The organism is Xanthomonas sp. 3498 (assembly GCF_014199795.1).
Lineage (GTDB): Bacteria > Pseudomonadota > Gammaproteobacteria > Xanthomonadales > Xanthomonadaceae > Xanthomonas_A > Xanthomonas_A rydalmerensis.
On the sequence record NZ_JACHOH010000001.1, the window covers coordinates 407153 to 420827 of the forward strand.

Below are 13675 nucleotides of genomic sequence, written 5' to 3' on the forward strand. Positions count from 1 at the left end.
TGCATACTATTCAAAATAATAGCCCAGATCTACAGTGGCGCCTCCCCATTCTCTGGAGCGCAGCATGAGCAGGCTCAACGGCAAGATTGCAGTGATCACCGGCGGCAACAGCGGCATCGGTCTGGCAAGCGCGATTCGCTTCGCGGCCGAAGGCGCACAGGTCGTCATCGTCGGGCGTCGGCAGGAGGAACTGGACAAGGCGCTGCGCCTGATCGGCGCCGACGCCATCGCCATTCAGGGCGACATTTCGAAGCTGGACGATCTGGACCGCGTCTTCGCCCAGATCCAGGCCGAAAAGGGCCGCATCGATGTGCTGTTCGCCAATGCCGGGCTGGGCGACTTCCTGCCGCTGGGCGCGATCACCGAGGAATCGTTCGACCGCACCTTCGGCATCAACGTCAAGGGCACCCTGTTCACCGTGCAAAAGGCCTTGCCGCTGATGCGTGCCGGCGGTTCGGTGATCCTCACCGGCTCGACCGCCGGCAGCACCGGCACGCCGGCCTTCAGCGTGTACAGCGCCAGCAAGGCCGCGCTACGCAATTTCGCCAGGACCTGGGCGCTGGACCTGAAGGGCACCGGCATCCGTGTCAACGTGCTGTCGCCGGGACCGATCACGACGCCGGGCCTGGACACCGCCCTGTCCGGCACCGGCCAGCAGGACGCGATCCTTGCCGACATGACCGCGCAATTGCCGCTGGGTCGCATCGGCCGTGCAGAGGAAGTGGCGGCCACGGCCCTGTTCCTGGCCTCGGACGAGAGCAGCTTCATGACCGGCAGCGAAGTGTTCGTGGACGGCGGCCTCGCCCAGGTCTAGCGCCAGGCGGCGCCGGAGCAGGCCTGGATCGGCGCAGCCCGGCCTGTCGGTCGAAGCGCGCGCCGATCAGGACTGCAGCGGCGCCGAGGGCATCAGCGGCGCCTGGAGTTGCACGTTTTCCCGGGCGCCGGCCTGGAGATACTCGCGCGCGCAAAGCGCCATGTCCCACAGCAGCATCGCCGTGTGCCAGTGCGCCTGGGCCTGCACGTCCTGGCGGTCGCCGGCCAGCGCCGCATGGTGGCGCGCCGCGCGCGTGGCCTGGTGCGCGACGCCCGACAGGTCGCCGCGCGCGAGCCGGCGCAGCACCGCACGCACGCGGGGCCCCGGCGTGCGATCGGTCCGCGCCAGATCAAGCGCGTCGCTGCCCACGCCCAGCGCGCCGAGCAAGGCAGCCAGGTCGCGCTGCAGCGCCGTCTCCGGCAACGCGGCGGCCAGGCCCAGGCGCGCGCGCATGCGGTCGGCCATCAGGCCGAACCATGCCCGTCGTTTCATGCGCCCTGGATGACGCGCGATCGCCGCGAGATCGGCATCGACCGAACGTCGCAGTCTGCGCACGTACCGCTCGGCCCCACTGGGCAGCAGCACGGTGAACATCAGCACGCCGATGCCGATCCCCAGCAAGAGCGTCAACGCGCCGTTGAACAGTTGCACCACCCCGGTATTGGTGCCATTGAGCGGCCCCACCAGATCGAGGAAGAAGATCGAGCCACTGGCGCCCAGCGCGGCGGTCGACGGCCGCCGCATCGCCACACCGGCCAGGATCAGGAAAGGCGCCAGCACCACCGCCAGTCCGGCGAAATCCTCCACCCACGGCAGCAGCCAGACGATGCACACGAAGGCCGCCAGCGCCGCCAGCCCGGCGCCCTTGAGGAAGCCGAGACTGCCGAACACCGGATCGGGTCGGGTCGCATACAGCGCGCACACCACGCCGACGATGGTCACCATGCCCGAACCCGCACTCCAGCCGCTGTAGACCCATAACAACGATGCCGCTCCCACTGCCAGGAAGGGGCGCCATCCGTTGTACACCGCCTCGTGCAGGTCCCGATGGCGGCGCGTGGCGAAACGGCGGCGCGACGGCTGGCCCTGTTCGAACGCCGCCTGTTCGCGCTGGCTGGCCTGCATGTCGCGCACGATGTTGCGCGCGTGTTCCAGCGCGAAGGCGCGGTCGAAGGCCTCGCGCCGATGCGCGCACAGCCGGCGCAGGCGGCGATGGCGCCGGTCGAGCAACCCCAGCGCGGCGGCCAGTTCTTCCTGGCCGGGCAACCGGCCCTCGGCACGCTGGACCAAGACGTCGTGCACGCCGCGCAACGCACGCGAAGGCGCGCGTCCATCCAGGCCGATCCGGCACGATTGCGCCGCCAACAGTTGCGCCAGCATCAGGTAACTGATGTGGCGCAGGCGCCCGCCCAGCCGCGCGATCTCGCGCGAGCGCGCGGCGGCATAGTCGACCGCATCGTTGAGCGCCAACGCGCTGGCGAAGAAGTCGTGGATCTGCGTGCCTGTCGCCTCGCCGCGCAGCAGGCGCGCGGCCAGCGCACTGCCCTGGCGCAGGTACGCCTCCAGCCGCGACTCCAGTGCCGGGCGCGGCGACGCTGGCGAGAAGACCGACGCCATCGCCCCTTCGACCACGATGCCGAGCAGGATCTCGGTGGCGCGCGCCACGGCGATGTCGAACACCTGCTGCGGATGGGGGGTGGAGGACATGCCCACGATCATCGCCGTGTAGCCGGCCAGCACCACGCCATAGCTGCGGAAGGGCGATACCAGGTTGGCCATGCCGGTGCACGCGCCCAGCCACAGCGCCAGCGCGATCATGAACAAGGGGGGCGCCTGGCCGAACAGGCCCATCAAGACCACCGCCACGCTGGCACCCGCCAGCGTGCCGACGATGCGGTTGCGCGCCTTGACCACGCTCATGCCGCGGTCGGCCTGGGCCACGATGAAGACCGTCATCGCCGCCCACTTGGGGTCTTCCATCGAACACAGCAGCGCGATGGCCAGCGCCAGCAGCGCGGCGGCCGTGGTCCGCAGCGCGAACCACAACGCGGGCGAAGGACGGAGACGGACCATCGACACCGGGTCGAAGCAGGGCAGGCGCATGGCCGTCATCGTAGAAGCAGACGACCTGCAGGATAATGGCGCCAGAGATGGATAGACTCTTGCCAGAAACGGGAGAAACCAGGCGCGCCGCCAGCGTGGACTTCGACAGCGTGCGGCTGTTCCTGCGCGTGGTCGAACAAGGCAGCCTGACCGCCGCCGCGCGCCAGGCGCGCGTGCCGCTGACCAGCGTCAGCCGTCGCATCAAGGCGCTGGAACAGGCATTGGGCGTGCAACTCCTCCACCGCACCACCCGTCGGCTGGCGGTGTCCGAGGCCGGGCGCGCCTTCTATGCCCGCTGCGTGGAGGCCGAGCAGACCCTGCAGGATGCCGTGCAGGCCGCGCGCGACCTGCGCGCTCAGGCGCGCGGCACCCTGCGCGTGCTTGCCCCCTATGCGCTGGGCCTGCTGGTGCTGGAACCGCAACTGGCGCGCTTCCGCCAGCGCCACCCAGGCGTGCAACTGGCGCTGACCTACGACGATCAGCCGCTGGACCTGCTCAGCCATGGCCTGGACGTTGCCGTCCATGTCGGGCCACCGGCCCACGCCAGCTACGTGGCGCGGCCGTTGGGCGCCTCGCGCGGGATCCTGGTGAGCAGCCCCGAGTATCTGGCCCGCGCCGGCACGCCCACCCACCCCAGGGAGCTGCTCGGCCACGCCGTGCTCGCGGTGGGCGCGGATGCGCCGCTGGTCCTCTGGGCATTGCGGCACAGCGCTGGCGAATCGATCGAGCTGACCCTGCGGCCGGTGCTGATTTCAAACGAATCGACCACGGTGATCCGCCAGGTCGTCCAAGGGGCCGGCATTGCCCTGCTCTCCCAGCCGCTGGTGCAGTCGCGGCTGGACCAAGGCCAGCTGGTGCGACTGCTTCCCGGCTGGCAACGCTGGCCGGATCTGGAGATCACCGCGCTGTATCCGCGTCGCGCCACCCAGGAACGCAAGGTCCGCGCCTTCGTCGACTTCCTGCTGGAGATCTTCGCCGATTGGCGCGTGTCCGACTGACATCACCGGAAGCAGTTTCGCAGACGCCGCCATCGCGGTGATGCGGCCTCGCACTCAGGCCTGCGCCAGCGCCTGCTGCAGGTCGGCGCGCAGGTCGTCGATGTGCTCGATGCCCACCGACAGGCGCACCGTGTCCTCGCTGACGCCGCTGCGCTGCAGTTCCTCGGGCGAGAGCTGGCGATGCGTGGTGGACGCCGGATGCGTGGCCAGCGACTTGGCGTCGCCGATGTTGACCAGGCGGGTGAACAACTGCAGCGCGTCGAGGAAGCGCGCGCCGGCGGCACGGCCGCCGCGCAGGCCGAAGGTGAGCACGCCGGAGCCGTGCCCACGCAGGTACTTCTGCGCCAGCGCGTGTTCGGGATGGTCGGGCAGGCCGACATAGTTGACCCACTCCACCTTGGCTTCGCCCTGCAACTGCCGCGCCAGCGCCAGCGTGTTCTGGTTGATCCGGTCCATGCGCAGCGGCAGCGTCTCGATGCCCTGCAGGATCTGGAAGGCATTGAACGGCGACAGCGCCGCGCCGGTGTTGCGCAGCGGCACCACCCGCGCGCGGCCGATGTAGGCGGCCTCGCCCAGCGCCTCGGTGTAGACCACGCCGTGGTAGCTCACGTCCGGCTCGTTGAGGCGGCGGAAGCGCTGCGCATGCGCCGCCCACGGGAAGCGCCCGGAATCGACGATCGCCCCACCCAGGCTGGTGCCGTGACCGCCCAGATACTTGGTCAGCGAATGCACCACGATGTCGGCACCGAAGTCGAACGGCCGCAGCAGGTACGGGGTGGGCACTGTGTTGTCGACGATCAGCGGCACGCCGTGCGCGTGGGCGATGGCGGCGACCGCTTCCAGATCGGTGACATTCCCGCGCGGGTTGCCGATCGACTCGACGAAGATCGCCTTGGTACGGTCGTCGATCAGCCCGGCGAACGCGTCGGGATCGCGGTAGTCGGCGAAGCGGGTCTGGATTCCGGACAGCGGCAGCGTATGCGCGAACAGGTTGTAGGTGCCGCCGTACAGCGCGCTGGAGGAGACGATGTTGTCGCCGGCCTCGGCGATGGTCTGGATGGCGTAGGTCACCGCCGCCTGCCCGGAGGCCACCGCCAGCGCACCGATACCGCCTTCCAGCGCGGCGATGCGCTGCTCCAGCACGTCGGTGGTGGGGTTCATGATGCGGCTGTAGATGTTGCCCTGCACCTTCAGGTCGAACAGGTCGGCGCCGTGCTGGGTGTCGTCGAAGGCATAGGCCACGGTCTGGTAGATCGGCACCGCCACCGCGCGGGTGGTCGGATCGGGACGGTAGCCGCCGTGCACGGCGATGGTTTCCAGCTTCCAGTTCGGGTCGGACATGGGCAGGTCTCGGCAACGGGAGCGCAGACGATAGCGCCGCGCGCGGCAGCGAATGCAAACCTGCGGTTATGAGGCCATGCCGTGGGGTTGTCAGCGCTCACGGGCTGTGCGGTTGGTCAGCCGCAACGCGACGGTGCCGGCGCGGCCTATGATGGACCACTTTTCCTGCGGGACGTTTGCGATGAAAGACGCCATCCGCTGCCTGCTCTGGCTGGGTTTCCTGGCGTTGCCCGCGACTGCAGCGGCCGCGCCGCCGGCCTACGCGATGGAACCCTGGAGCCAGCCCGGCATCTGCCAGGCGCAGCACCAGCGCCGGCTTGACGCTGCGGCGCACGCCGACAACGTCTCCACGCAGGTCTTGATGCACCGCTTTCTCGACGTGCTCGACGCGGTGGTTGGCGGCGACACGACGGCGCTGAAGCTGGCCCATCTGTGCGATCGGCTCAATGTCGATCTGGTTGCCGGCGTGCTGCCGCCATCGCGCCCCGAGCCGTGGAATCCCGAACCACCGCCGCCAGTCGGCTACGTCTTCACCGCGTATGCCGAGGCCGCCGGCACGGCGTTTCGGCAACGGATCGAAGCCACGTATACGCCGGAGCAGGCGTTGCTCTCGCTCTCCACCAGTTCGCCAGAGGACGCGCCCGTGGCCTCGGGGAGCGAGCTCGGCTTCCGCTATCGCGACATGCGCGATGCCTGCCCATTGCGCCTGGGACAACTGGCGGACAGGCTCGCAGCCGCCGGATTCTCCAAGGAGTACTACGCGCTGGAGCCGCCCGCGCCGGACGCTGCCGACTCCGATTTCGGGGTCAGCGCCAGTTTCCGCCGCGACGCCCTTGCCGTCGGCGCCATGCTGCAGGGGCCGTTCGTCGACCAGCGCGCCCACCCGGAGGCGGCCTGCGTCGCGGAGATCACGCTGTCCCTCGCGAAATAGGCGCACACGCCGGCACCTGACGAGACACGAACGCCAGCGCCGGATACGGCCGAGACGGTCTTGCGCGGCGGCAAGGGCGGATCGCCCCGGGCCGGGCCCATCCGGCTCGCTGTCAGCGTCGCCAACGCCACGCGGGTCCAGAGACTCGACGTTGCGGCGCCGAACCCCACGCCGGCGGGTGCGGGAAGATGCGTCGCTGCCGTGGCCGAGCGGGTTCAATCGTTGCCGAGCGCACCCTGCGCGAGCAACCAGGCCCGCAATGCCGCGGCGCCGACGTAGCGCTCGGCGCGCAGGCCCAAGGCGCGCGCGGCCTCGATATTGGCAGCGGTGTCATCGACGAACAGCACCTGGTCCGCGGCCATCCCGAGCTGCGCCAGCGCATGCAGGAAGATCGCCGGCTCCGGTTTGATGGCGCCGACCTCGCTCGAATTCACCACTGCATCGAATGCATCGGCGATGCCGAGTGCGTCCAGATCGCGCGGCAGCCGCGAGGTGGCGTTGCTCAGCAACACCACCGGCATGCGCTGCCGCACGTCCCGCAGCAGCGCCAGCACGGGCTGATTGAGGCGGGCCGCCGTCGGCGCGGACCATGCGGCGACCAGCGCGGGGGCGTCCGCCTCGGGCACCAGCGCAGCGATGCGCCCGGCCACCTCGGCGAGCCATTGCGCGTCGCTTGTGGTCCCGCGGATCGCCGGCTCCAGCAGCGCAGGCGCGAACGCCACCGCGCGCAGGCTGCCTGGCAGCACGCCGTGCGCGCGCTCCAATGCTGCGTCGTCGTCGGGCCACAGCCGCAGCACGCCGTCCATGTCCACCAGCAGCGCGCGCGCCGCAGACGCGGCGGAACGCGCCTGCGGCGCCTGCCCGACGGGGCCCATCAGGCCTTCTCGAACACCAGGCGGCCGCCCTCGGCCTCGACCTTGATGGTGTCGCCGCTGAGGAACTGGCCGGACAGGATCTGCTGCGCCAGCGGATTCTCCAGTTGCGCCTGGATCGCGCGCTTCAGCGGGCGCGCGCCGTACACCGGATCGAAGCCGACATTGCCGAGCAACTCCAGCGCACGCTCGCCCAGTTCGATCTTCAGCCCGCGCTCGGCCAGGCGCTTCTCCAGGCCATGCAACTGGATGCGCGCGATCGACTTGATCTGCGCCTTGTCCAGCGGATGGAACACCACGATGTCGTCCAGGCGGTTGATGAACTCCGGGCGGAAATGCGCCTGCACCACGCCCATCACCGCTGCCTTCATCTGCGTGTAGGCCTCGGCGCTGCCGTCGCCGCTCAGCTCCTGGATCTGGTGCGAGCCCAGGTTGGAGGTCATCACGATGACGGTGTTGCGGAAGTCCACGGTGCGGCCCTGGCCGTCGGTGAGGCGGCCGTCGTCGAGCACCTGCAACAGGATATTGAACACGTCGCTGTGCGCCTTCTCGACCTCGTCGAGCAGGATCAACGAATACGGCCGGCGCCGCACCGCCTCGGTGAGGTAACCGCCTTCCTCATAGCCGACGTAGCCCGGAGGCGCACCGATCAGCCGCGCCACCGAGTGCTTCTCCATGAACTCGCTCATGTCGATACGGATCATCGCGTCGCTGCTGTCGAACAGGAACTCGGCCAGCGCCTTGCACAGCTCGGTCTTGCCGACGCCGGTGGGACCCAGGAACAGGAACGAGCCGCTGGGCCGGTTCGGATCGGACAGGCCGGCACGCGAGCGGCGCACCGCATCGGACACCACCTTGATCGCCTCTTCCTGGCCGACCACGCGCTGATGCAGTTCGTCCTCCATGCGCAGCAGCTTGTCGCGCTCGCCCTCGAGCATCTTGTTGACCGGGATACTGGTCCAGCGCGACACCACCTCGGCGATCTCCTCGGCGGTGACGCGGTCCTGCACCAACTTGAAGTCGTGCTGCTCGGCCTCGTTGGCCGCGGCCAGCTGCTTCTCCAGGTTCGGCAGCAGGCCGTACTGGATCTCGCTCATCTTGGCGTAGTCCTGGCGCCGCTGCGCCGCCTCCAGTTCCACGCGTGCCTGCTCGATCTGCTCCTTGATCCTGGTCGCGCCCTGCAGCGCGGCCTTCTCCGACTTCCACACCTCGTCCAGGTCGGAGAACTCGCGCTCGAGCTTGTCGATGTCGCTTTCCAGGTCGGCCAGGCGCTGCCGCGAGGCGTCGTCCTTCTCCTTCTTCAGCATCTCGCGCTGGATCTTGAGCTGGATCAGGCGCCGCTCCAGGCGGTCCAGTTCCTCCGGCTTGGAGTCGATCTCCATGCGGATGCGGCTGGCGGCCTCGTCCATCAGGTCGATGGCCTTGTCCGGCAGTTGGCGGTCGGTGATATAGCGATTGGACAGCGTGGCCGCGGCGACGATCGCCGGGTCGGTGATCTCCACGCCGTGGTGCACCGCGTAGCGCTCCTTGAGCCCGCGCAGGATGGCGATGGTGTCCTCCACCGACGGCTCGCCGACGAACACCTTCTGGAAGCGCCGTTCCAGCGCCGCGTCCTTCTCGATGTACTTGCGGTACTCGTCCAGGGTGGTGGCGCCGATGCAGTGCAGCTCGCCGCGCGCCAGCGCCGGCTTGAGCATGTTGCCCGCGTCCATGGCGCCATCGGCCTTGCCGGCGCCGACCATGGTGTGCAGCTCGTCGATGAACAGAATGATCTGGCCTTCGTTCTTGGACAGGTCGTTGAGCACGCCCTTGAGCCGTTCCTCGAACTCGCCGCGGAACTTGGCGCCGGCGATCAGCGCGCCCATGTCCAGCGACAGCACGCGCTTGCCGCGCAGGCCTTCCGGCACCTCGCCGTTGACGATGCGCTGCGCCAGGCCCTCGACGATCGCAGTCTTGCCGACGCCGGGCTCGCCGATCAGCACCGGATTGTTCTTGGTGCGCCGCTGCAGCACCTGGATGGTGCGGCGGATTTCCTCGTCGCGGCCGATCACCGGATCGAGCTTGCCGCTCTCGGCGCGCGCGGTGAGGTCGATGGTGTACTTCTCCAGCGCCTGGCGCTGTTCCTCGGCGTTCTCCGACTGCACGGTCTCGCCGCCGCGCAGCTTGTCGATGGCGGCCTCGAGCTTCTTCTTGTCGGCGCCGGCGGCGCGCAGCGCCAGGCCCAGCGCACCGCTGTCGTCGGCGGCGGCCAGCACGAACCACTCGCTGGCGATGAACTGGTCGTTGTGCTGCTGCGCCAGCTTGTCGGTCTGGTTGAGCAGGCGGCTGAGGTCGTTGCCCATCGACAGGTTGCCGGGCTGGCCGCTGACCTTGGGCAATTTCTCCAGCGCCTCGCCGAGCCGCTCGCGCAGCACCGGCACGTTGACGCCGGCCTGCGCCAGCAACGGCCGGGTACTGCCGCCGGCCTGGTCGAGCAGCGCGACGAACACGTGCACCGGCTCGATGATGGTGTGATCGCGGCCCACGGCCAGCGACTGCGCGTCGGCCAGGGCCTGCTGGAAGCGCGAGGTGAGCTTGTCCATCCGCATCGGGAAGTCCTCTGTCATGAAGGGCCGGCCGTGCCGGCATGCCAGCAAAATGCGGCTATCCGCCCCTGTTTCAAGGCCGGCGGCGATCGCCGTAGACGGCGGACGGCCATCGCCGCGGTCCAGGACCGCCGCGGCCGCCGCCTCCCGGCGGTCACACGCCGCTACCGGAACGGCGGCTACCCTCGGCGCTCCCGTCCCCACGCGCAGGAGCCGCCATGCACTATGAGCTTTACTACTGGACCGGCATCCAGGGCCGCGGCGAGTTCGTGCGGCTGGCGTTGGAGGATGCCGGCGCCGGCTATCGCGACGTGGCCCGCGAGCAGGGCGACGCGGCGATGCAGCCCTTCCTCGACGGCGCTCATGCCGGTGCGCGCCCGTTCGCGCCGCCGTTCCTCAAGGCCGGCCGACTGGTGATCGCGCAGGTCGCCAACATCCTGCACTCCCTCGGCCCGTCGCTGGGCCTGGTGCCGGACAGCGAATCGCGACGACTGCAGGCACTGCAACTGCAATTGACCATCGCCGACCTGGTCACCGAAATCCACGACAGCCACCACCCCATCGCCAGCGGGCTCTACTACGAAGACCAGCAAGCCGAAGCGCGGCGCCGCGCCGAGGACCTGCGCACGCAGCGGCTGCCGAAGTTCCTGGGCTATTTCGAGCAGGTGCTGGACCAGGGCGGCGGGCGCCATCCGCTGCGCGAGCATTCCTACGTGGATCTGTCGTTGTTCCAACTGATGAGCGGGCTGGACTACGCGTTCCCGCAGGCGATGAAACGGCTGTCGCCGAAGTTGCCGCGGCTGCGCGCGTTGCAGCAGCGCGTGTGCGAGCGTCCGGGCATCGCCGCCTACCTGGCCTCGCCACGGCGCCTGCCGTTCAACGAGAACGGCATCTTCCGGCATTACCCGGAGTTGGATGGTTGAGCGGGGCTGTACGTCCGGCATCGGCCTGCCACGTCCGGTTGAAAAACAGCCGTCATGCCGTGGTGATCTCCCACTTGGCAATGACAGGGATGGTGTAGCGCGTCGGGACTGAAGTCCCTCCCACAAGGGCGCTTCAGGGGTGGCCATATGCGCTTCCCCCAGGAGCGGCTCGACGTGACCTTGAGCCATCAGCCGCGATGGGCATCCCTGGTAATGCCCATCGCGGCTGAAGCCGCTCCTACAAAAAACAAAAAACCCGCAGAAGCGGCCGCACTGCGCGGCAAGCGCCTCCCTGGCTCGCCCTGTCGCTCAAGTCCGCGTCAGCGCCTCGCGCACCGCACGCAATTGCGCCTTGACCGCGGCGGCCTGGGTCGGGCCCATGCGCAGCAGCGCCTTCTGCCCGATCGACAGCGACTCCAGCGCCGGATCGACGAAGCCGTACTTGCCGCGCACCGGATCGACCGCCACCGCCAGCGGACCCTTGGGCGTCGGGGTCTGCAGCAGATGGTCGATCACCTGCACCAGGCGATCGTTGAAGTAGCCCTGCGGATAGCCCAGTTCCACGTAGGCCTGCTGGAACAGCGGATAGAAGCGCCGGTAGGCCGCCACCGCCGTCGCCGGATCGGCGCGGGTGAACGCCTCCACGTAGGGCGCATAGCGCTGTGCGTTGGCGTCGGCAATGACGCTGACGCCGCTGGCATCGGTACTCACCTGCAGCTCGCCCGGCACCGGCTTGAGCGCCAGCGCGCGCGCGGTGACGCGGCGCTGGGTCAGGTTGTCGACCATGGTCACCAGGCGTTGGATCAGGTGGTCGCGCAGCAGCAGCGCCAGCGGCCCATCGCCGCCGGCCAGCGCGCTCAGTGCCGCCCAGGCGGCATCGTCGCTGGCGGCCAGGGCCGGAATCGCCGCATCGGCGGCTTCCGCGGCATCGATGGGGTGCTGGATCGGCGGTGGCGTTGCGGCCGCGGCCGGCGCGTCGGGTGCTGCAGGCGGGGCGGCGGCGGGCGCTGGCGCGACCGCGGCAGGTGCCGGCGCGGCGGTGGGCCACAGCGCCGCGATGTTGTCGCGGAACAACCACGCCGCGGCGGCGGCCACCAGCACGGCGACCAGGATCCACGGCCAGAACGAATGACGCGGCTGCATGGGATGCACATCTCCATTGGACAGTGAAGGTGTGACCGCGGCGGTGCGCCCCGGTTCCAGCGCGGGACGGCCAGCGTTCAGCCTGGGCGCACATCAATCGAAGAACGCTTTCACTGTTGTCGCGGTGCGGCGCGCCATAGGGGGTGATGACCGGCAGACCTCAAGCATTCGGTCTGCGACGCATCCTCGCGCCGCAGGGTGCTAGCTGCGCGGCGGCGGGGCACTATCCGGGAGGCCGCAGCGACGCGCGCACCCGCAACGAGGCGACCACGGCCGGCTCGCGATCGAACGGCGGCCGCACGACCACCGCACGCGAGGCGGAAAGCGTGCCGCAGCGGCGCTCACTCCACCAGCACCGCACGCGGCTTCTGCAGCGACAGCAGGCCGAGCAGCGCGGCCAGCACCAGGTAGCCGCCGACGAACTGCCAGGCGATCAGCTTCGGCACGCCGCTCAGCGTCCACGGCAGGTACAGGCCGCCGCGCGGGTCCACCGAATGGATCAGCCCGAACAGGGTCAGTCCCGCCGCCACCAGCAGGAACACCGCGGCGCGGCGCAGGCGGCCGTCGACCATCGCCGCCACCGTGGCGATCCACAGCATCGCGGTGATGATGAAGCCGTTGCCCAGGGTCAGGATCACCGCCAGCTCGGGCAGCCCGTGGCCATCCAGGGTGGTGGTGAGTTTGGCCAGCTGCTCCGGGGCGATCCAGCCCGGCGCCTTGATCGCCAGCAGGTACGCCACCGACGGCAGGAAACCCAGCACCATCGCCCCGGCATGGCGCTTGGGCGTGGCCTGGAAGGCCTGGGTGGTGATGTCGATGGCGACGTAGACGATGATCGGCGCGAGCACCGCCATCGGCAGCCACTGCACCAGGCCGGCGACCAGCCCGAACATGCCGCCCAGGCCGATGAACAGGCCGGTCAGCAAGGTGTAGCCGCTGCGCGCGCCCATGTGCTTGTAGGCCGGCTGGCCGATGTACGGCGTGGTCTGGGCGACGCCGCCGCAGACGCCGGCGATCAGGGTCGCGCCGGCTTCGACCAGCAGGATGTCGCGGGTGCGGTAGTCGTCGCCGGCGGCGCGCGCGCTTTCGCTGACGTTGATGCCGCCGACCACCATCAGCAGACCAAACGGCAGCAGCAGCGGCAGCAGCGGCACCGTGTCGGCCAGGCCGGCGACGAAGCCCAGGCTCGGCCACGGCAGCACCAGCTGCGGCGCGATCCACTGCGGCGCCTGGTGGCCGGGAATGCCGAAACCGGCCGCATTGGCCCAGTAATACAGGCCGGTGCCCAGCGCCAGCGCCAGCGGCACGCCGGGCAGGCGCCACGGCAGCCGCCCCTTGGCGATCAGCACGTACAGCAGCAGGCCCAGCACCACCAGCCCGACCAGCGGCGTGCGCAGCGTCTCCAGCAGCGGCAGGAAGCCCATCAGCACGATCGCGATGCCGGCGATGGAGCCGAGCAGCGCGGCGCGCGGCAGCGCGCGGGTCACCGCATCGCCGAAGAACGACAGCACCGTCTTCAGCGCGCCCATCACCACCAGCGCGGCCATGCCCAGGTGCCAGGTGGCCAGCGCCGCGGCCTGCGGATCCAGGCCCTGCTGTTTGTAGCGCACGAAGGCCGGGCCGAGCACCAGCAGGGCCATGCCGATGCTGGTCGGTGCGTCTAGGCCCAGCGGCATCGCGGTCACGTCGCTGCGCCCGCTGCGCGCGGCCAGCCGCCGCGCCATCCACGTGTACAGCAGATTGCCGACCAGCACGCCGAAGGCGGTGCCGGGAATCATCCGGGTGTAGATGACCTCGGCGGGGAACTGGAACAGGCCGACCAGGGCCAGGGTGATGAAACCGAGGATCGACAGGTTGTCGACCACCAGGCCGAAGAAGCCGTTGAGGTCGCCGGCGACGAACCAACGCGGACGCGGCGAGACAGGAGCGGGAGTGGACATGCGGGCAGTGGCGGCGTGGGGGTCG

At 69.7% G+C, this 13675-nt stretch carries 10 protein-coding genes; 4 read left to right on the forward strand and 6 right to left on the reverse strand.

Features of this window, described 5'->3' with window-relative positions:
- Nucleotides 1-64 precede the first annotated feature (64 nt).
- The gene (locus tag GGR66_RS01630; RefSeq protein ID WP_160969100.1) at nt 65-814 is read left to right on the forward strand and encodes a glucose 1-dehydrogenase; all 750 of its coding nucleotides are present in this window, start codon (nt 65-67) and stop codon (nt 812-814) included.
- Nucleotides 815-880: 66 nt separating this feature from the next.
- Here GGR66_RS01630 and GGR66_RS01635 read toward each other — a convergent pair whose 3' ends face one another.
- Nucleotides 881-2917 (reverse strand): FUSC family protein, encoded by a 2037-nt coding sequence (locus GGR66_RS01635; RefSeq protein WP_160969102.1) that lies wholly within the window; start codon nt 2915-2917, stop codon nt 881-883.
- Between the two features lie 95 nt (nt 2918-3012).
- Between GGR66_RS01635 and GGR66_RS01640 the strand changes: the two genes are divergently transcribed.
- Complete coding sequence (locus tag GGR66_RS01640) at nt 3013-3915, forward strand: LysR family transcriptional regulator (RefSeq protein WP_167088003.1); 903 nt, start codon at nt 3013-3015, stop codon at nt 3913-3915.
- A gap of 54 nt (nt 3916-3969) precedes the next feature.
- On the opposite strand, the gene GGR66_RS01645 is transcribed toward GGR66_RS01640, so the two are convergent.
- Complete coding sequence (locus tag GGR66_RS01645) at nt 3970-5256, reverse strand: O-acetylhomoserine aminocarboxypropyltransferase/cysteine synthase family protein (protein WP_184446981.1); 1287 nt, start codon at nt 5254-5256, stop codon at nt 3970-3972.
- 181 nt (nt 5257-5437) lie between these two features.
- Between GGR66_RS01645 and GGR66_RS01650 the strand changes: the two genes are divergently transcribed.
- On the forward strand, nt 5438-6187 hold the full coding sequence (locus GGR66_RS01650; RefSeq protein ID WP_184446982.1) for a hypothetical protein: 750 nt from the start codon (nt 5438-5440) through the stop codon (nt 6185-6187).
- 215 nt (nt 6188-6402) lie between these two features.
- On the opposite strand, the gene GGR66_RS01655 is transcribed toward GGR66_RS01650, so the two are convergent.
- Entirely contained in the window at nt 6403-7062 is a 660-nt protein-coding gene (locus GGR66_RS01655) for an HAD-IA family hydrolase (RefSeq protein WP_184446983.1), read from the reverse strand.
- Nucleotides 7062-9647 (reverse strand): ATP-dependent chaperone ClpB, encoded by a 2586-nt coding sequence (clpB, locus tag GGR66_RS01660; protein WP_184447441.1) that lies wholly within the window; start codon nt 9645-9647, stop codon nt 7062-7064. The genes GGR66_RS01655 and clpB overlap by 1 nt, the downstream gene beginning before the upstream one ends.
- Nucleotides 9648-9862: 215 nt before the next feature.
- Here clpB and GGR66_RS01665 point away from each other — a divergent pair, with 215 nt between their 5' ends.
- Nucleotides 9863-10567 (forward strand): glutathione S-transferase, encoded by a 705-nt coding sequence (locus GGR66_RS01665; protein WP_184446984.1) that lies wholly within the window; start codon nt 9863-9865, stop codon nt 10565-10567.
- A gap of 309 nt (nt 10568-10876) precedes the next feature.
- Here the strand turns inward: GGR66_RS01665 and GGR66_RS01670 are convergent, their stop codons facing one another.
- Both GGR66_RS01670 and GGR66_RS01675 read right to left on the reverse strand, forming a co-directional pair.
- Nucleotides 10877-11710, reverse strand: coding sequence for a DUF3014 domain-containing protein (locus tag GGR66_RS01670; protein WP_184446985.1), 834 nt, complete (start codon nt 11708-11710; stop codon nt 10877-10879).
- A gap of 341 nt (nt 11711-12051) precedes the next feature.
- The gene (locus GGR66_RS01675) at nt 12052-13650 is read right to left on the reverse strand and encodes a hypothetical protein (RefSeq protein WP_160969114.1); all 1599 of its coding nucleotides are present in this window, start codon (nt 13648-13650) and stop codon (nt 12052-12054) included.
- Between the last annotated feature and the right edge of the window lie 25 nt (nt 13651-13675).